General features: G+C 43.5%; 17 protein-coding genes and 3 pseudogenes (1 of these 20 cut by a window edge). 13 read left to right on the forward strand and 7 right to left on the reverse strand.

Going from position 1 to position 19,556, the window contains the following annotated elements; genetic code table 11:
- Positions 1 to 408: pseudogene (locus AC0IYG_RS30460) on the reverse strand (ribonucleoside-diphosphate reductase subunit alpha); it reaches 2,038 nt to the left of the window's first position.
- Between the two features lie 448 nt (positions 409 to 856).
- Between AC0IYG_RS30460 and AC0IYG_RS30465 the strand changes: the two are divergent.
- The 9 genes and pseudogenes from AC0IYG_RS30465 to hemC all read left to right on the forward strand — a co-directional run bounded on the left by AC0IYG_RS30465 (position 857) and on the right by hemC (position 7,725).
- Positions 857 to 1,768, forward strand: coding sequence for a sugar phosphate isomerase/epimerase family protein (locus AC0IYG_RS30465; RefSeq protein ID WP_471714774.1), 912 nt, complete (start codon positions 857 to 859; stop codon positions 1,766 to 1,768).
- Between the two features lie 130 nt (positions 1,769 to 1,898).
- Complete coding sequence (locus tag AC0IYG_RS30470; protein WP_233854552.1) at positions 1,899 to 2,153, forward strand: type B 50S ribosomal protein L31; 255 nt, start codon at positions 1,899 to 1,901, stop codon at positions 2,151 to 2,153.
- Positions 2,154 to 2,274: 121 nt separating this feature from the next.
- Positions 2,275 to 3,468: a putative sugar nucleotidyl transferase gene (locus AC0IYG_RS30475; RefSeq protein WP_471714775.1), complete on the forward strand. Its 1,194-nt coding sequence runs from the start codon at positions 2,275 to 2,277 to the stop codon at positions 3,466 to 3,468.
- A gap of 38 nt (positions 3,469 to 3,506) precedes the next feature.
- A pseudogene (locus tag AC0IYG_RS30480) lies at positions 3,507 to 4,626 on the forward strand (DNA polymerase III subunit).
- Positions 4,623 to 5,093 carry an ATP-dependent zinc protease family protein gene (locus tag AC0IYG_RS30485; protein WP_471714776.1) on the forward strand — a complete coding sequence of 157 codons (471 nt, stop codon included), beginning with the start codon at positions 4,623 to 4,625 and terminating at the stop codon, positions 5,091 to 5,093. Before AC0IYG_RS30480 ends, AC0IYG_RS30485 begins: the two are co-directional and overlap by 4 nt.
- Before the next feature lie 31 nt (positions 5,094 to 5,124).
- Complete coding sequence (gene rimK, locus AC0IYG_RS30490; protein ID WP_471714777.1) at positions 5,125 to 6,027, forward strand: 30S ribosomal protein S6--L-glutamate ligase; 903 nt, start codon at positions 5,125 to 5,127, stop codon at positions 6,025 to 6,027.
- Between the two features lie 63 nt (positions 6,028 to 6,090).
- Positions 6,091 to 6,408: a type II toxin-antitoxin system HigB family toxin gene (locus AC0IYG_RS30495; RefSeq protein ID WP_471714778.1), complete on the forward strand. Its 318-nt coding sequence runs from the start codon at positions 6,091 to 6,093 to the stop codon at positions 6,406 to 6,408.
- Complete coding sequence (locus tag AC0IYG_RS30500) at positions 6,386 to 6,745, forward strand: helix-turn-helix domain-containing protein (RefSeq protein WP_471714779.1); 360 nt, start codon at positions 6,386 to 6,388, stop codon at positions 6,743 to 6,745. The genes AC0IYG_RS30495 and AC0IYG_RS30500 overlap by 23 nt, the downstream gene beginning before the upstream one ends.
- Before the next feature lie 47 nt (positions 6,746 to 6,792).
- Positions 6,793 to 7,725 carry a hydroxymethylbilane synthase gene (gene hemC / locus AC0IYG_RS30505; RefSeq protein ID WP_471714780.1) on the forward strand — a complete coding sequence of 311 codons (933 nt, stop codon included), beginning with the start codon at positions 6,793 to 6,795 and terminating at the stop codon, positions 7,723 to 7,725.
- A 77-nt stretch (positions 7,726 to 7,802) separates the two neighbouring features.
- On the opposite strand, the gene AC0IYG_RS30510 is transcribed toward hemC, so the two are convergent.
- A complete protein-coding gene (locus AC0IYG_RS30510) occupies positions 7,803 to 10,697 on the reverse strand; it encodes a TonB-dependent receptor (RefSeq protein WP_471714781.1) in 2,895 nt (964 codons plus the stop codon).
- A 306-nt stretch (positions 10,698 to 11,003) separates the two neighbouring features.
- Here AC0IYG_RS30510 and AC0IYG_RS30515 point away from each other — a divergent pair, with 306 nt between their 5' ends.
- Together AC0IYG_RS30515 and AC0IYG_RS30520 are read left to right on the forward strand one after the other, a co-directional pair.
- Positions 11,004 to 12,074: a sensor histidine kinase gene (locus AC0IYG_RS30515; protein ID WP_471714782.1), complete on the forward strand. Its 1,071-nt coding sequence runs from the start codon at positions 11,004 to 11,006 to the stop codon at positions 12,072 to 12,074.
- Complete coding sequence (locus AC0IYG_RS30520) at positions 12,071 to 12,805, forward strand: LytR/AlgR family response regulator transcription factor (RefSeq protein ID WP_471714783.1); 735 nt, start codon at positions 12,071 to 12,073, stop codon at positions 12,803 to 12,805. Before AC0IYG_RS30515 ends, AC0IYG_RS30520 begins: the two co-directional genes overlap by 4 nt.
- 10 nt (positions 12,806 to 12,815) lie before the next feature.
- Here AC0IYG_RS30520 and uvrA read toward each other — a convergent pair whose 3' ends face one another.
- Positions 12,816 to 15,668 (reverse strand): excinuclease ABC subunit UvrA, encoded by a 2,853-nt coding sequence (uvrA, locus tag AC0IYG_RS30525; RefSeq protein WP_471714784.1) that lies wholly within the window; start codon positions 15,666 to 15,668, stop codon positions 12,816 to 12,818.
- A gap of 227 nt (positions 15,669 to 15,895) precedes the next feature.
- On the opposite strand from uvrA, the gene AC0IYG_RS30530 reads away from it, so the two are divergent.
- A complete protein-coding gene (locus AC0IYG_RS30530; RefSeq protein WP_233799395.1) occupies positions 15,896 to 16,060 on the forward strand; it encodes a hypothetical protein in 165 nt (54 codons plus the stop codon).
- Here AC0IYG_RS30530 and AC0IYG_RS30535 read toward each other — a convergent pair.
- The 4 genes from AC0IYG_RS30535 to AC0IYG_RS30550 all read right to left on the reverse strand — a co-directional run bounded on the left by AC0IYG_RS30535 (position 16,032) and on the right by AC0IYG_RS30550 (position 18,475).
- Positions 16,032 to 16,646, reverse strand: coding sequence for an IMPACT family protein (locus tag AC0IYG_RS30535; protein ID WP_471714785.1), 615 nt, complete (start codon positions 16,644 to 16,646; stop codon positions 16,032 to 16,034). The genes AC0IYG_RS30530 and AC0IYG_RS30535 overlap by 29 nt on opposite strands.
- Positions 16,636 to 17,823 (reverse strand): MFS transporter, encoded by a 1,188-nt coding sequence (locus tag AC0IYG_RS30540; RefSeq protein WP_471714786.1) that lies wholly within the window; start codon positions 17,821 to 17,823, stop codon positions 16,636 to 16,638. The genes AC0IYG_RS30535 and AC0IYG_RS30540 overlap by 11 nt, the downstream gene beginning before the upstream one ends.
- A 66-nt stretch (positions 17,824 to 17,889) precedes the next feature.
- Entirely contained in the window at positions 17,890 to 18,033 is a 144-nt protein-coding gene (locus tag AC0IYG_RS30545; RefSeq protein WP_471714787.1) for a hypothetical protein, read from the reverse strand.
- 4 nt (positions 18,034 to 18,037) lie between these two features.
- Positions 18,038 to 18,475 (reverse strand): DUF6934 family protein, encoded by a 438-nt coding sequence (locus tag AC0IYG_RS30550; RefSeq protein ID WP_471714788.1) that lies wholly within the window; start codon positions 18,473 to 18,475, stop codon positions 18,038 to 18,040.
- Between the two features lie 93 nt (positions 18,476 to 18,568).
- On the opposite strand from AC0IYG_RS30550, the pseudogene AC0IYG_RS30555 reads away from it, so the two are divergent.
- Positions 18,569 to 19,403, forward strand: a pseudogene (locus AC0IYG_RS30555) (CorA family divalent cation transporter).
- The last annotated feature ends 153 nt before the right edge of the window (positions 19,404 to 19,556 follow it).

Below are 19,556 nucleotides of genomic sequence, written 5' to 3' on the forward strand. Positions count from 1 at the left end.
TATAATGGTAGAATCTAAAAGAGACGCATTCTGACGGATGATTTCGTAAACTTCCTTCGCAATTAAAGAAGCATTTTCACCTGTTTTGCCATCAACATATGTATAAAGACGTTTCATTGTTGCTGAAAACGACTTCAATGTATTTTTATGGAGATTTGAGATCGCAACACGGGCTGCTAAAATCGCATAGTCCGGATGCTTGGTTGTCATGGATGCCGCCGTTTCAGCAGCGAGGTTATCCAATTCCGCAGTAGTTACTCCGTCGTAAATCCCGGAAACCACTTTCTTAGCGACCTCTATAGGCTGGATGTAGTTTGTATCAAGCCCATAGCTCAATTTCTCGATTCGCGCGGTGACCTTGTCGAACTTTACCGATTCCCGGCGACCGTCGCGTTTAATTACATACATTGACATCTTAATATGTTGTTTTGTAGGAAGTTAGTGATGAATTTTATCGTTGACTTGCAATAGAAGTGAGACTTAAAATCTCCTGAAATAACACCAAAAATATTACAATCGCAATCAGTAATGTTGCCTGCTTTTTGGGTTTATAGGGATAATCCAAATTACTAAATTGTTAAGATTCTAGAAGCTAGGCAATTAAGAATAATTAACATTAAAACGGAACTTGAAAATTTTTTACAAAAATTTAATATAAAAAATTTGTAAACTTTTTTTCCTAATTAATTTGGACAATAGAGATTTTTAACAACCAAAAATTTGAAAATCAGGTTGTTATAACAAATAGTTTATCTATATCTATTCTAAACAAGCAAACATTTTAGTTTATGATAATGGAAACAAATCATTAGTAACTACATAAGATTCCTATAACACTGATCAAAACTAGTACATTATGACTAAGATAATCACTTCCTCATCACGCAGGAATTTCATTAAAACCTCAACGGGAATCGTGACGGGACTTGCAGCAGGACTTGCCGTGCCTGAAATTGTTTTTGCTAAAAATACCGGGCCGGGATATGCATTACAACTGGGCGTTTTTGCACCTTATGATAAGGCCGATTATCTGCGTGAATCGGGCTGTACATATATAGAGGAGTCGGTGGGGAATTTTTTAATTCCAAAAGATGGCGATCCACAATATGCCAAAAACCTGCAACAGCTTCGGAATGAGAAGTTTCCAATCAAGTCATATGTCATATTGCTGCCGGGAAGCTTGAAAACACTTGGGCCGGATGCAAATCATGAGGCGATTTTAGAGAGGACTGACCTGGTTTTGAAACGTGCGAAGGAATGTAAGTCTCAATATGTTGTTTTCGGAAGCGGCGGTTCACGCATTATCCCCGAAGGTTTTGATCGTGAAAAGGCAAAGGCCCAGCACATTGCATTGACTAAGGAAATGGCGCCGCTCGCGGAAAAATACGGTGTTACCATTGCCGTAGAACCTTTGAATCGGGGAGAAACCAATTTTATAAATAGCCTGGCAGAGGGCGTTGAAATCATCGATGCCGTAAAAAGCCCCAGAGTGAAGCTGTTATGCGACATTTTTCACATGTTAAAGGAAGATGAGTCGCCGGATGAGATTGTAAAATTCGGCAAGCACATTGTGCATTGCCACATTGCAGAGAAGGAGAATCGCACGCCTCCTGGCGTGAGAGGCGATGATTTCAGAGCTTATCTAAGCGCTTTGAAAAAAATCGGCTATAAAGGTGGATTATCCATCGAATGTTTCACTTACACCGACTTCGACAAAGAAGCGCGCCGCGGCGTGGAAGTGCTTAAACAGCAATTGAGTGAAGTTTAATCACTTAGAGCTGCGTATATCAAAGTTTTATCAAAAAGATAGGCACGCATTTCTTGGTTTACTAAATTAGAATTTTTACTTTTGCAATCCTTTTTGAGAATTGTATCGAAACACATAATACCATATACCAATGAAAAAAGATATTCATCCCAATTATAGAGACGTAGTTTTCTGGGATCTATCAAGCGATTTTAAATTCATTACGCGCTCTACCATAGAAACTAGCGAAAATATTACTTGGGAAGATGGCAAGTCTTATCCGGTATATAAAGTCGAAGTTTCTTCTCAGTCGCACCCTTTCTACACAGGTAAAAATGTACTTGTAGATACTGCCGGCCGTGTAGACAAGTTCAGAAAACGTTACGGAGCACAGAAAGAAGCTTAATCAGCGCTTTCTATACCGAAATCAAAGAAGCAGTCTCTTGTACAATTTACAAGAGACTGCTTCTTTTTTTGCCCTAACCAAAAAAATGGGCGAACTTTGACCTCACATACTAGCATCACTTATGCCTACAATTATTCTGTTTGACGATCCCGTAATACGAACGCAACTTTTACCATTCACCTACACACGGCCGGTTTCAGCGATCCGCTGCGGCATTCACAAAATTTCCGAAAAATGGAGTTTATGGCTGGATTCAGCAGTTTCTTTTCAAACTGTGGATTTTTTGTCGGCAGCATTTCCGCCGTCCGGTTCATCGGATAATATTTTTATCAATGGTGGCCTTTGCCCGGATGCTGGACTTGTTGAAGAAATCAAAAAACTGCCCTTAGAATCAGCAATGGTCTCTGGTGATGATATCCTCGCCATAAGAAGCGCCGAAACGTGGTCGCCTGGCATGAACATCACGCATTATGAACCTCAACATTATGCAGGCTCGTTTACACTGATCCGAAATGTTTGGGACATTTTTGCATTTAATGGTGAGCAGATTGAGACCGATTTTAAACAGATAACGGCAAACAGAACCTCAGAGCCGCTTACCGATCCCTTTACTCATTGTTATAAACCTGCAAATATCTTTATAGAACCGGGTGCAGTAATAAAGGCCGCAATTTTGAATGCTGAAAATGGGCCGATTTATATTGGAAAAAATGCAACCATTCAGGAAGGCTCGATGATTCAGGGACCGTTTTCGATTGGCGAAAGCAGCGTGCTTGCGCAAGGAACGAAAATTCGTCCGAATACAACTGTTGGTCCGTTTAGCAAAGTCGGAGGCGAAGTAAGTAACTGTGTGGTTTTTGGTTACAGCAACAAAGGACATGACGGATATTTGGGAAATTCAGTGCTGGGCGAATGGTGTAACTTGGGCGCAAACACCAATAACTCGAACTTAAAAAATGACCATAGCAATGTAAAATTGCATAGTTATGTGACCAATGACTTGAAAGACACAGGATTAAGATTTTGCGGACTCATGATGGGTGATTACTCCAAAGCAGGAATCTCAACCATGTTCAACACAGGGTCCGTTGTTGGCGTAAGTGTGAATGTGTTCGGTGCGGGTTTTCAGGCGAAACATACACCCTCATTTTCATGGGGTGGAAATGCAGAAGGATTTGCAGAATATCGGTTCCAGAAAGCACTCGATGTGGCAAAAGACACTGTGAGCCGCAGAGAGGTCACATTCGGAGACAATGATGAACAAATCTTGAAATCCGTGTTCGAACAAACGAGCGGACAACGCGATTTTAAATAAAAAGAACTTTCATTCACATTTAGCTTATATCATCCACCGTGCTTTTCAGAGAAATACCGGGACTTGAACATATAAAATCAACGTTAAGGCGCTCGGTTAAGAATAGCCATCTGGCTCATGCACAGCTGTTTGATTCCCCTGCCGGCGGTGGCGGCCTTGCGCTTGCCCTTGCATTTGCGACTTACATTAACTGTGAAAATAAAAGCGATGAAGACGCATGTGGCGTTTGTGCTTCCTGCGCAAAAATGGCCAAACTGATCCATCCCGATTTTCATTTCATATTTCCTATCGCGACTTCAAAAAAGATCGATGGAAAAACCAGCGAAGCATTCCTGGGCCTATGGCGCTCATTTTTACTTGAAAACCCATATCGCGTCCTTCCCGAATGGCTCGATCATATCAGCGCAGAAAACAAGCAGGGCAACATTTCGGTAGAAGAAGCACGTGGCATTATGAGGAAACTTTCTGTTAAAGCTTACGAAGGCGAATATAAAATCCTACTCGATCTGGAAACCTGACATTATGAATGCAGCTTCGTCCAATGCAATTTTGAAAATATTGGAGGAACCGCCTGAAAAGACATTATTCTTACTTGTTAGTGATCAGTCTGACAAGCTGTTAACAACCATTATTTCACGGACGCAGCGCATTAACATTCCCGCTTTCTCAGACGAAGAAGTGCGTTACTTCCTAAAACTGCAACAGGTTAGCGACACAGCTGCTAATCAGATTGCTTATTTGTGCGATGGCAATTTGTCGGAAGCATTGAAGCTGGTGCAGGATGCGGAGGACGATCGTTCAGGCTGGTTTGCAGGCTGGATGCGTTCTTGCTATAAATATGACATTTCGCATTTGGTAAAGCTGGCGGACAACTTTGATGTGATGAATAAAGAAAAGCAAAAAGGCCTTTTGGAATATGCATTGAGGCTTTTTCGCGATATGCTCATTTGGAGTCATGGCGCGGGTGAGTTGCTGCGGGTTCCGGATGAAGAGTTGACATTTGTCCAAAACTTTTCAAAAGCAGTTAACTTTGATTCACTTGAAAAAATGATCGAAGAAGTGAATCTGGCTTATTATCATATGGAACGGAATGTGCGGGCAAAAATGGTTTTTCTTGATTTGTCGCTAACTGTGGCCCATTTTTTCCAGCGACGATGAAACAAACATTGGAAATAATCGGCGCCACGGATATTGTCGATCTGCCCGATCTGGGCTGGTTCGATGTTCCTGTCCGCATTGATTCCGGGGCGACGACCTCGTCCATCCATTGCTCCCGCGTCCGGCTGATCCATGATGGCGATAAGCCGCAATTGTGTTTTTATCTGGATGCAAAAAAAGGAGCGCCTCAACAATCCTTCACCGTTACAGATTTTACAGAAACTATTGTTCGAAATTCGTCTGGAAAAGAGGAGAAACGTTATGTGATCAAAACGAAGATCACCATCTTTGGTAAAAAAATCCGAACATCATTTTCACTTGCCAACCGGCGTAAAATGAGATATCCGATCCTTTTAGGACGCAAATTGCTAAACAAGCGGTTTTTAGTGGATGTCTCGCAAAAAGATTTATCTGCAAAAAAGCGTTCAAAGGCATCTCATCGTACTCACGCCCGACATCAATCCTGAATTTACCCCATTTTATCTTTTAATTATTTTTATGAAAATCGCCGTATTATCCACCAATCCCGACCTTTATTCTACGAAGCGTCTGGTGGAGGCAATTAAACAAAGGGGTCATCAAGCATTGGTAATCGACCATGTAAAATGCTTCGTAATGATCGAAGGGGGCAAACCGACCATTATTTATAAGGGAAAACCCATCGCAGAAATTGATGCGGTCATTCCGAGAATCGGCACTTCTGTGAATGCATTTGGCTGCGCTGTGGTGCGGCAATTGGAATTGATGAAAGTGTTTACAACTGTCAAATCCCAGGCCATTCTTCGGTCACGGGACAAGTTGCGGAGCATGCAAGTGCTTGCAAAGTCGGGTGTGGACATTCCAAAAACGGTTTTTGCCAAAAATCCTGCCCAGGTTAATGAGCTCATTCACATGGTTGGCGGGCCGCCGGTGATCATTAAGCTGCTGGAAGGAACACAGGGCGTTGGAGTTGTGTTGGCTGAAACGATTAAGGCTGCGAAATCCACCATTGAAGCGTTTTATGGATTAAAGGCCAATTTTTTGATTCAGGAATACATTGCAGAATCGAAAGGAGCCGATATTCGTGCTTTTGTAATTGGAAACAAAGTGATCGCAGCCATGAAAAGGCAAGGTCATGAAAGTGATTTTCGTTCTAATTTACACCGCGGCGGCGAAGGACATTTGATCGAGCTCACCGAAGAAGAAGAACACACCGCCATCGCAGCCGCCAAAGCCTTAGGCGTCCGGATTGCAGGCGTAGATTTGCTACAATCAGAGCGCGGCCCACTGGTGATGGAAGTGAACTCTTCCCCCGGCCTCCGCGGAATTGAAGAAGTAAGTGGAATTGATATCGCCTCTTTAATTGTTGCTTATATAGAAGATAAAATTATTACCGACGAAGGGGATACGGTCGGAGTTTGATCGATTTTATAAAACGACTCAGCGTAACCAATATGGTAACATTTCTTATCTTTATGTTGTTGTATGCGCATTATAGCTGTAAAAACGCTGAAAGAATATCTGGAAACCTATCACAGGGCTAAGCAAGCATTGCTTTCCTGGTATGAAGAAGTTGAAATTAGTGACTGGAATTCGCCTCACTCGTTGAAAGAACATTATAGGAAGGCGTCAATTTTAAGTAATAAACGAGTCGTTTTCAATATTCATGGCAATTCCTATCGGCTCATTGTCGATATAGAATTTCGCCTGAAAATAGTTTTTATTGTTTGGTTTGGGACACATGATGCATACGACAAAATTGACGCAAAGACGATAAGCTATGATCGGTCCAATAAAAAATAACGAACAGTACGAAGAGGCGCTGGCCAATATCTATACATTAATGCAAATGGATATTTCTGCTGACTCGAAAGAATCTGACGAGCTTGAAGTGCTTTCAATCTTAGTAAAGGATTATGAGCACGCCCATTTTCCTATTCCAAAACCGAATCCACTCGAAGCAATCAAGTTTAGAATGGATCAAATGGAAATGTCCGAAAAGGATCTTTCTGAGATTTTAGGATATAGGTCTCGTAAGTCAGAAATCCTGTCAGGAAAACGGAAATTGAGTCTTGCTATGATTCGAAAATTGAACGAAATCCTGCATATACCAGCAGATATATTAATCCAAGCATACTAATTAGTGAATATTTGTCTCCAACAAGGGACATCCGAATGAAGGAAACCATGCATATAAAAATAGGAACGCGCGGGAGTAAATTGGCGCTTTGGCAGGCGCATTATGTGGAAGGGCTTTTGAATGAAGGCGGCATTGATACAGAAATTGTTGTCATTGAGACGAAAGGCGATAAAATACTGAACCGCTCTTTGTCTAAAATCGGCAGTAAAGGCGTTTTTACGCAGGAATTGGAAGATCAGCTGCTGGATGGCAGCATCGACATTGCCGTTCACAGCGCCAAAGATCTTCAATCGCAACTGGATGATGCTTTTGAACTAATCGCCTTTACAGAACGTGAAAAAGCAAACGATGTTCTGGTAAGCCATAACACTGAACTTTCCCTTAAAAGCGGAGAATCTTTCGTTGTAGGGACGTCCTCTACGCGCCGCATTGCTGTTTTAAGACATTTTTATCCGCATATCAAAACCGTGGATATGCGCGGAAATTTGCAAACGCGCCTTCGAAAACTGAATGAAGGCCATTGCGACGCCCTGCTCCTGGCATATGCAGGTGTGCACCGGATGAAATACGATGATAAAATCGCCGAACATTTGCTATTGGATGAATTTACGCCAGCCGTAGGCCAAGGAAGCGTGGCTATTGAATGCGCCGTAAATTTGGCTGAGAAAAAGAAAGCCATCATCAAAGAACTGATCAACCACGATCAAACCGAAACCTGCTTGCTGGCAGAAAGAGCCTTCCTAAAACGCCTTCAAGGCGGATGCAGCATCCCGGTTTTCGGCATGGCAACATTAAACGAAGATCAAATCAACATTACCGGCGGCATAATCAGTTTGGACGGTCAGGAATTAATTAAGAGGACTGAAACCGGCTCCATTTCGTTCCCGGAAGAGCTTGGGACAGCATTAGCAGATGAATTATTGGAAGCAGGTGCTGATCGGATTTTGCATGACATCAGGTCACAAAATCCGACGATATAAATTATTTAAATCTCTAAAAAAGGCGAAGCCCGGACAAACATCCGGGCTTCGCCTTTTTCACAATATCACCCAAAAAATTAAGGTTTCTTAGTCGAATCTGCTGGCATTGCTGGTTTTGCAGGAATGCCAGTTGAATCGGCTGGAACAGCTGGCTTAGCAGTTGAGTCTGCCGGCATTACTGGTCTTGCCATTGAGTCAGCTGGTATAACTGCTGGTCTTGCGGTTGAGTCGGCAGGTGACACCATTGGACGAGATGTTGAATCCGGTCTTGCACCTGGCTGCATTGGCATCCCTTGCGTTGCTGGTCTTGCTGTGCTGTCGATGCCTGCCGGACGTCCTGCTCCTTCTGGTCTTGAAGCATTAGGTGCCATCGGACGCATGGTTGGCACTGATACAGCTGGTGCTGCGCCTTGAACTGCGCCACCTGCACCGCCGGCATCCATTCCACCACCTTCACTTTTCTGATCATCGTTATTAACCGATTTTCTTCTGCGTGATTTCTGCTCGGTAAATGTCATTTTACCTAAACGATACGAGAAGTTGATCCTGAAACCTCTGTTAAACAGATAGTTTGTGTTGTTCTGTGTGAATGATGGCGTTTCAAGCTGCGTTTTCATTTTGAATGATGGAGCCAGGAAGTTTTCCATTCCAAATCCAATGCTTCCGCGCTTGTTGGTAAAATCTTTCTTGATTCCCAAATCATACATTCTGAACCCAGCTTGTGTTCCTTGCAGCTGAACATCACGTCCTCTCATGAAACCACCTGCTTGCAATCCCCATCCGTTTTTAATGTTAAGACTGGTTCTGAAACGGCCGCTCAATACGAAACCCGTGTTGGAAGCTGCCAATAAAGGATCAGGATTATTATTAGTAAGATCTGCGTAGTAAGCGTCAAAACCTCCTCCTACTTGCCATCTTTTGAAGAATGTCATGTTTCCAAACACATTCACACCATAGTTTTTCTTAGAACCAATGTTGCCGTAAGTCGTCGTGATAATCCCTTCTTCGCTGGTTGTACGAATGCTTTCAATTGAACTGTTCGTAAAACGTGCGAATGTCGAAACGTTCACATAAAGTGAATTTTTGAAAAAGCTCGTTCCCAATTCAACCTGATCCGTCAATTCCGGACGGAGTTGCGGGTTACCCACAGTGATGTTCTGTGGGTTCGCCGCATTAACATTAGGGTTTAGGAATTGAATACCAGGACGTTGAAGGCGACGGTTATAACCCAGCTTAACGGTTTGTCCTTTACCAAATGTTTGGGACAAGTTAAGACTCGGCACCAGATTGCTGTAAGCCGGAATGTTTAGGTCGCCCTGCTCACCCTGTGTTGCATCAATGCTGGTATACTCGTAACGCGAGCCCGCCTTCACGGTGAATTTACTTTTTGTTGTATAGGTGTATGAAAAATATCCAGCTGCAACATTCTGATCATAATTCAAACTGCTCGCAGCTTGTGGTGTATCCACTGTATTGTAATAATCGAAATTACTAACCACCTGACGGAAAATGCCTTTTCCACCAAATTCAATCAGCTGATTGTCTTTAACCGGCGTTTGGTAATCGACCTGAATTGTGCTTTCCTGATTATGGCTGGCGTTGTTGTTTCCCTGGCTTCCCAGCAATTCGCGCAGTTGGCTATTATTTAAAGAATAAATGTCTGCGTCAAAATCATTAGTCCGGTTGTTACGGCTGAACTGCGTCGAAATGCTCAGTTCCTGCTGTGGCTTTGCTAATGTTTTGATATAATCTACATTCACGTCCCATGTCCCCGACAAATCTTTCGTATTCACATCACGGAAACTGTTGCGCGTTGTACCGTCGCTTTGCGTGTTGAATGTCGATAATTCCTGCTGATTACGCATGTTACGCATCCCGTAACGTATGCCCGCAGAAAGTGAAGTTTTAGAGTCAATCTCATAATCCCATCCAAAGTTGTAAGAACCAAATGCCATCTTGTTGTCCGATTCGGTCATCTGGCGGATCGAAAATTTGTCAATTTTACCAACTTGCAGGTTTTCAGATCTGCCCGGCATATTGTAGTTAAACCGTCCAAACCCTCCCAAACTGAAACCCATTTTACCAACTCGGTAATTTCCTCTTAACCCAAGATTTGAACCCCTGTTTCCAATTCCTGTATCCAAATTCAATGTACCGCCTTGGATCGTGCTCTTTTTAGTAACAATGTTAATGATCCCCGCAGAACCTTCTGCATCATATTTAGCTGATGGAGAAGTGATTACTTCAACAGATTTGATCATATCCGCAGGAATCTGCTTCAATGCATCCGCAACACTGGTCGCAATAATGGTCGAAGGCTTGTTATTGATCAAAACCCGAACATTCGAACTTCCTCTTAAGGAAACGTTTCCGTCCAGATCGACCGTTAGCATCGGCACTTTCTTCATTACGTCCGAAGCGTCGCCGCCTTTGCTTGTGATGTCTTTTTCATTGTTATAGACAAGTCTGTCCACTTTCTCCTCGATCAATTGCGCCATTCCCACAACCTCAACCTCATTCAACTGAACCACATCCGGTCCAAGGCTTACATTACCGAGGTCAAGTTCTGTTTTCCGGTCAATCTTAATGTCATTGATGGTTTTGGTTTTATAACCGATAAAAGAAATCAAAATCTTAAAGTTTCCCGACGCCACTTTTGTAAGTTCAAACGCACCTTTTTCGTCAGTAGTCGTTCCGTCGATCGGATTGTTTGTTTTAATATCAACCAAAGAAAGCGCTGCAAATTCAACCGGCTTTTTGCTCACCGAGTCAATCAGGATTCCTTTAATTTTACCATTTCCTTTGGGCGTATCCTCAGCCGTTCCAGGGATAACTGTCTGCCGTTGCGGCCTGTCATTTCCGCCGCCGCGGTTTCCGCCAAATCCGCCGCCGCCTCCCGGGAATTGCGCTGAGGCTGCGAAGCTCAGCAACATCATAAGTATAATAGGAGTAACTTTTCTTGTCATGTTCATGGTTGTATTGCAATAATTGTTCGATTCAATTTCAAAGTAAATACCTTAACCTGACAATAAATCGGGCAATAGATGGAGAGGACACTTCTACCGATCAAACCCCGCTTTCAGCCGATAAGTCGTCGAATCCAATTCTTAGAATAGTGCACAATTGACCATCAGTAACATTAACTTGCTTTATAGAGTGACGGCGCTCATCAGTCGGTATTTGCCCGGTGTTAATCGATTGCACTAGGCACTTTGATATATTACGCGTAAGATTGTAATTGCAAGCTACCTTACTGCAATAACCTAATTAATAAAAAGATGGACGCAAGTACCGCTCGAAAATACCCTCCATTCTTCCTGCATATTTTGGGATGGAGTTTCCTGGCACTGTTCCTGATGTGGCAGCCGCTTAGCTGGCAGATTCAATTTCCAATGACCTTCTGGGTGAAACAAGCTGTCCAATTTGCATTGCTGATCACCATTTTTTATCTCAACTATTACATCTGGTTTCCAAAGTTTTTGGCAAAAAACCATTACAGCCGTTTCATTTTACTTAACCTCGTTTCGGTTGTGATGCTTGCTGTAATTATTGAGCAAGTTAAAATTTCAATTCACCACGGTGAGCAGATGGATCAGGCATTCAAAACGGCTCGGGAGACAAATGGCGATAAGAAAAGGCAGGACAGACTCGATTACTTTGCATTGCTTACTGCTTTGCTGATCATCGGCATCAGCACAAGCGTTGCGGCAGTAAAGGATGTTCAGCGTGATAAGCAATACAGGGAAAATCTTGAAAAGGAAAAGATCAATTCTGAGCTTTCGTTTTTAAAGGCGCAGATCAATCCGCACTTCTTTTTCAATACATTAAATAACATATATGCATTGACGGTGATTGATGTGGAGGCGGCCAGAGAAGCTTTGCACAAACTTTCCCGCATGATGCGCTATGTCCTTTACGAAACGCAGCACGGAACCGTGTTACTAAGCCAGGAAATAGCTTTTGCGCAGGATTACATTCAATTAATGCAGCTGCGGTTGACGGATAAAGTGACCGTTCACCTTGATCCGCCGCATCCTTTGCACGACGTTTCCATTGCACCAATGCTATTTTTGCCTTTTATTGAAAATGCATTCAAGCACGGTGTTAGCGCGGTTCAGCCGAGCAGGATCGACATTCAGATCCGGCAGGACAAGCATAAGATTTTTGTTGAGGTCAAAAACACTTTGTTTACGGATAAGAGGGCTATTTTGGACGAAAGTAACGGCATAGGACTCGTGAATACGCAGCGCCGGCTCGACCTTTTATATCCTGGAAAATATCAGTTGGAAGTGACTGAAAACAAAGAAGAGAAAGAATTTGAAGTTCATTTGGAATTAGAAACTGCATGAGCGTACTCCAATGCATAGCAGTCGATGACGAGCCGTTAGCGCTCGGACTTGTTTGTTCATTTATAGAAAAAACACCGTTTCTGGCACTGGCAGGAAGATATTCCAGCGCTGTCGAAGCATTACAAGCCATTCATTCAAAGCACATTGATGTCATTTTTCTGGACATTCAAATGCCTGATCTGACGGGAATTGAACTCGCACGCGTTATTGACAAGGCTGATAGCCGCGCGCCAAGAATCATTTTTACAACAGCATTCAATCAATACGCGCTGGATGGTTTCCGCGTGGACGCACTTGACTATCTCCTAAAACCCTTTAATTACGAAGAATTCCTGCGCGCAGCCTCCAAAGCGCAGGCTTACACCGAGTTGGTCAACAAAGCTTCATCGGCAAATGTGCCTGATCCGAAAGATGGTTACTTATTCTTGAAGGTCGAATATCAGCTTGTTAGAATCGCTTATGACGACATTTTGTATATGGAAGGGCTGAAAGATTATATTAAGGTGCATCTGAAATCCGATTCCAAACCGATCCTGTCGCTCACAAGTTTGAAAGCTTTGGAAGAAAAATTGCCGTCTTCAAAGTTCATGCGGGTGCACCGCTCATTCATTGTGAATTTGGACAAAATCAGCGCTGTAACAAAAAATACCATCCAAATCGGCAGCATGACAATTCCCGTCAGCGACCAGCATAAGGATGGTTTTAATCAGTTTCTGAGCAAATGGATGTAAAAAGGAAGACTTATTTCAGCTCTTCTTTCAAGAAATATCCGGTGTAACTTCCCTTCACTTTCGACACTTTTTCGGGCGTTCCTTCCGCAATGATGCGTCCGCCTTGAGCGCCGCCTTCGGGTCCTACGTCAATAACGTGATCCGCGACTTTAATTACGTCAAGGTTATGCTCTATAATGAGCACTGTATTTCCCTTTTCTACCAATTTGTTCAAAACATTAAGCAAATGTCTGATATCCTGGAAATGCAGACCGGTTGTGGGTTCATCGAGAATGTAAAGCGTTTTTCCAGTGTCGCGTTTGGAAAGCTCTTCTGACAGCTTAACACGCTGCGCCTCTCCGCCGGATAATGTTGTGGCATGCTGGCCCAATGTAATGTAACCTAAGCCTACATCATTCAATGTCTGCACTTTACGTAAAATTCTTGGCTGATTTTCAAAGAATTCCAATGCGGATTCCACAGTCATATCGAGAATGTCCGCAACGGATTTTCCTTTAAAGCGCACTTCCAATGTTTCCCGATTGAAGCGTTTTCCTTTGCAAGTTTCGCAATTAATATGGACGTCCGGCAGGAAATCCATTTCAATTTTCTTCATTCCGGCACCTTCACAATCTTCGCAACGTCCGCCTTTAACATTAAACGAAAAACGTCCCGGCTTGTAACCACGAATTTTAGCCTCGGGCAATTCGGCAAAAAGCGTCCGAATGTCTGTAAACAAGTTCGTGTAAGTCGCTGGATTCGAGCGCGGCGTGCGTCCAATCGGCGATTGATCCACTTCAATAACCTTGTCAATATTCTCCAATCCTTCCACTGATTTGTAAGGCAGCGGCTCTCTTCTTGATTTATAAAAGAACTGATTCAGCAATGGAAACAGCGTTTCATGGATCAGCGACGACTTTCCGCTTCCACTCACACCCGTCACACAAACCATCGTCCCCAGCGGAAACGACATGTTTACATTCTTCAAATTATGTCCGGTGCAGCCTTTAATGGAAATCGTTTTGCCACTTCCTTTCCGGCGTTTTTTTGGCACATCAATCGCAGTTCTTCCACTCAGATATTCAGCAGTTAAGGAGCCATTTTGAAGAAAAACTTCGGGTGTTCCAGCTCCCACAACATTCCCGCCATGACGCCCAGCACCCGGACCAATGTCCAGAATGTAGTCCGAAGCCAGCATCATGTCCTTATCATGTTCCACAACCAAAACGGTGTTTCCAAGGTCGCGCAAGCTTTTCAACGAATTGATAAGCCGCACATTATCACGCTGATGCAATCCAATGCTTGGCTCATCCATAATGTAAAGCACGCCTGTCAGCTGTGTCCCAATCTGCGTTGCAAGCCTGATCCGCTGCGCTTCTCCACCCGAAAGCGTCCTTAATGCACGGTTCAATGTCAAATAGTCAAGTCCCACATCGAGCAGGAAACCAACTCTTTTCCTGATTTCTTTTAGAACTTCATGACCGATGACGCGCTGCTTTTCCTCCAATCTGTCTTCTAGATTCACAAGCCATTCCGCCAACACACGAATATCACTATCGGCGAGTTCTGCAATGTCTTTTCCATCCACCCGGAAATGCAAAGATTCCTTTCTCAGACGCTTTCCGTTACATTCAGGGCAAGTCTGGACGGACATGAAATCCTTTAACCAATCCTGGATTTTGTCGTTTCCACTCTCCTGCTGGCGTTTCAGGAAGTTGATAATGCCGTCAAACTTGGTTTCCCACTCCGTTCCAGGATATTTTTTGGAAGGAACAGGCACAGCATCTTCACTTCCGTAAAGCACGAGCTTCATGGCTTCCTCGGGAAATTTATCCAAAGGCGTTGCCAATGTCACTTTAAAAGGCTTCAACAAAACCTCCAACTGCTTGAAAATCCACGCTTCCCGATATTCACCCATAGGTGCAATGCCGCCTTTGGTAATGCTCAAAGATTTATCCGGCATAATGGACTCTTCCGTGATTTCCTCAATCATCCCCAAACCCTGGCAAGTCGGGCACCAGCCATAAGGCGAGTTGAAAGAGAATGCATTAGGCGCAGGATCATCATAACTTATGCCCGATTCCGGGTCCATCAGGTTTTGGGAAAAATAGTAAGTTTCTCCTTTCTCATCCAAAACCATTAATGCGCCTTTTCCTTGCTTAATCGCAGTCGCCACAGACTGGCTCAAACGATAACGAGATTGCGGATCTTCGGATTCTTTTTTTGGAACAACGCGATCGATAACGATCTCAATGTCATGGACTTTATAGCGGTCGAGCTGCATTTTTGGCGTAATTTCCTGCACTTCGCCGTCCACCCGCACTTTGTTATAACCAAGTCGCGCAATTTGAACAAAAAGCTCCCTATAATGTCCTTTCCGCCCTTTCACCGCAGGAGCGAGCAAGCTGATTTTTTTGCCTAAAAACTGTGTAAATAATTGATTAATGATCTGATCCTGCGACTGCTTGACCATTTTACGGCCCGTAACATAGGAGAATGCTTCGCCTGCACGTGCGTACAGCAACCTCAGGAAATCATAAATTTCAGTAACCGTCCCAACCGTTGAGCGCGGATTGCGGGAAGTGGTTTTTTGTTCAATGCTGATAACCGGCGACAAACCGCTGATCTTGTCGACATCCGGCCGCTCCATTTCGCCGATAAAACCACGCGCATAGGAAGAAAAACTCTCCATATAACGGCGCTGACCTTCGGCATAAATGGTGTCAAAAGCCAATGAAGATTTCCCGCTGCCGCTAATGCCTGTGACCACTACAAGCTTGTTTCGCGGGATATTGACGTCGATATTTTTTAAATTATGCTCGCGTGCGCCTTCTACTTCAATTAAATCCTGGCCTTCGAGCTCAGTTGCATTCAAATGTTCCAAAATGATATTTCCGTTTGCGATAAAGTTCAGTAAAACTGGTTATTTGATAACCCAAAAAATCGGCTCAGAGTTGCAAAGTTTCCTGACAACATTCCGGCTTGCCTGCCCCTTGCAAATCACCGGCTGCTAAAATAGATAATAAGTAATGTTGCCTGCGTGTTCTTTATTATTTTAGCAAAAATTTGCTGCCAAAGGTGCGTCAAATTCTTATTTCAAATGTGAAGATCATGAAAATCAACAACGAAAGCGAATACGAAAAGGCCTCAGAACGGGCAGATGAAATCTTTGGTGCGAAAAAAGGCTCGCCGGAAGAACAGGAGTTGAAAGAGCTGCTGAAAGCGATTAAAGATTACGAAGATGACTTTATCCGGATGTTAAAAGAGAATGACTAAGTCCCTCAATTTGCTCGCAGCGAGCAATAAACCTTTCCGTGCTAGCCACACGAACTTCCGCAACCAACCGACATTCCATTTCAAAAACCTGCTCTCGCACAGGCAGTTCCATTTCCTTTACTATCCGCATGACATCATTCATTTGCGGATAGGAAAAATTGAGCTGATATAGATTATAAAAATGCCTGGTAACAATCTCCGACTGATTCAAAGCATCCTCTGTCGCCAGTTTATAAGCATTGATCAAGCCCGGAACGCCCAGTAATGTCCCTCCGAAATAACGAACAACCACAACGAGAATGTTCGTCACATTTTTCGAATACAATGTGTTCAAAATCGGTCTGCCCGCAGTTCCCGAGGGTTCGCCGTCATCGCTCATCCGGTAACTCATCCGATCCGCGCCAAGCCGGTAAGCATAACAATGGTGCACGGCTTTGGGATGTAGCTCCCGCAATGTTGCGAGATGCGTTTTCGCATCCGTTTCACCTTCTATTGGAAAGCTGTAAGCCAGAAATTTGCTGCCCTTATCTTTGAAAAACCCTTCCGCTGGACCGGTGACGGTTTGGTAACTATCGTCAAATAACACGGGCGCGGCGTTTTTTTAGTTGATAAATCAAAACTGTATAAATCAATGCAGCCAATGCAAAACCAGCCATGACGAAGAAAACCAGCGGCAAATTCCCGCGCTGATTTGCAAAAAGCTCGGCAGATAAAAACGCGCCTAATCCAATGCCTGCTTCCAAGGAAATGAACATTGTGGCAATGGATCGCCCGCGGTTATCGTCCCGACTCAAATCCACCGTCCAGGCAGAAAGAACAGGAGACAAAATCCCCATCGACATGCCAAAGAATGCAGCGCCGGCAAAAAACATCGGGACAGAATTGGCATAACCTGTTATGATCATTGCAATAATAAGCACAATGCAACCAGCGATCGTCACCGGAATCCGGCCATGCCGATCCGAAATTTTCCCAGCAAAAAGCCGGATCAAAATCGAGAAAATTGTGAAAAACATGAAGTAGAAACCACGGTTTTGCAACCCCAGATAACCGCTGAAATCCGGCGTAACCGTCGCCACAGCGCCGTAACCGAAATAACAAAGGAATGTCACAAGCGCCGGGCCGAAAACGGCAGGTTCAAAAATATCTCGTCTGGTAATTTGAAACGCATTCCACGAAAGACGCTCTTTTTTAACAAGCGTTTCCTTCATATTCAACAAGATCGCAATGGACAGGAATGCGAATAACGAAGATGTGTAAAACAATGCATTCAGCGAAAAAGCTTCACTAATCATGCTTCCCACCGCAGGACCGAATGCAGAACCAACTCCCATACACATCCCATGCACGCCCATAGCCTCCCCGCGCCTGTCGGCAGGAACAATGTCCGCGACATATGCGGATGTTCCAGTAGGTTTGAAGCCGGTTGAAAAGCCGTGAACCAACCTGAGAAGCAGAAACGGCATTACTGTTGTGAAAATGGGATATAAAAATCCGCATACAAAGCAGACAATCGAGCCGAATGCCATGACAGGAACACGCCCAATGCGGTCGGTTAAACGACCACTGAATGGTCGTGAAAGTCCGGCTGTTAATGTGAATAAACCAATGATTGCGCCCTTATATTCGGCGCCGCCCATCTCCGAAAGATATCCCGGAAGCTCAGGAATGAGCATGTTGAAGCTGGAAGAAAAAAGAAACGAACTGAGGCCAAGTAACCAGAATTGTGTTGTGAATATACTTGGAGAACTTGTACTTTGCATTACACAAATTTACAACGATCTTCTAAAAAATCGGATGCCTCAGCTAAAAGTTCGTGAACGTCTGGCTCAGAGTTTCTTTTTGAGCTTGCTTAAAATTTCTCTTGCGGCTTCCATTTTTCGAACAACATAAGGATCATTGATATGACTTTTGAGCGTGTTGTCAATTGTCACTTTCGAAATATCGATTAAGCTTTTTGTATTTGTTTTCATTTGATTAAAGTTTCTTACTTATTACAAAAGCACTATAATTTCTTTCAGCTTGAAATATTTCCGTATTGTCACCCAAAAGCCCCTCAATAGTAAACAGGGATTGCCAGCTCGGTTTCTCTCTATTAATGATAATTTGATAAAGCCTGGTGCGTGCAGGAGTACTTCCTCTAAATAACACTCTCTTGTCAGGATATATTTGAAAAAATATTATAATAGTTTGAATAACAGTCGCTAAGACCAACATCATATCCTTATTATTGCTGACTGACAGGTCATCTATCATTCCATTTTCATCAAGATCTCCAAAAGCCAAATTGTACAGATCTCCTTCAATAAGCAAGAATTCGACTTCCTTCGCAATACGCTTAGTTGCCGATTGACTTTCAAAAGCGAAAGACAGGAAATTCTCCGATGCCCGGTAGGGATAGTAGTTATGTTTCAATAGTGTGTGATTAAAAATCTGCGTGCAAGTTAACTTAAATCCGCATTTTTGGAAATCGGTTTTTGTGGTTGTTTTCTTTCCCAACTTTAAAAAATGGTACGCATATTTTATAAAGAAGGTCGGTTGATTAAGCGCGAGAATGATATTCGAGAGCTTGGGAAAGTTAAAAATCTGGTTTGGGTTGATTTGCAATCGCCGAGTGCGGAGGAAGAGGAATCGGTCGAGAATAAATGCAATATCAGCTTCCAGACGCCCCAGGAAATCGTTGAAATTGAAAGCAGTTCGCGGTTTTTTGAACAAAATGACACGATTAACGCCAATTCTAACTTCTCCAAGATCGACCGGGATGGATACGAAATGTATCCGGTTTCTTTTATTTTATATCAAAATGTACTTTTCACCTACCGTCGCGGCGACTCCAAAACGTTTGCGGATACGGTAAAGAAAATGAAAGTGAGTACAGAAAGCATTCAGAGCGGCGTAGACTTTATGCTGCTGTTGCTGGAAACACGCATTGAAGCCGATGCAGATTCGTTGGAAGGCATTTCGCGTGACATTTCTGCCATAAGTAAGGACCTTACACACGAACAAAAAGCCCGTCAGGAAGTCCTGATCCGCATTAGTGGTTTGCAGGAAATCACCATGATGCTCCGCGAAACGAGCATTGACAAGCAGCGCGTACTCTCGGGAATTTTCACGCAGTCAGTATTTTCCGGAAGACAGGAAGGAACATTTGCGGATCATTCTGAAAGATGTTAGTTCACTGCTGGAATACACGACCTTCAACTTCGAACGCCTTGAATATCTGCAAAATACATTTATGGGTTTGATCAACATTGAGCAAAGCCAGGTGATCAAGATCTTCACCGTTGTGACGATCATTTTCATGCCGCCGACACTGATTGCAGGGATTTTTGGAATAAATTAAACCACATTCCAGGCACGTCCGAACCCTGGGGTTTTTGGGGATCGCTCTTTTTAATGGTGTTTTCCTCGGCAGTTGTACTCTGGTTTTTCCGCCGGAAACGCTGGATCTAAGCTTCGTTTGGAACGGCATAAAAGTTGAAGGTTTTCCACTTAT

The sequence above is a fragment of the Dyadobacter sp. AC419 genome, from assembly GCF_979253085.1.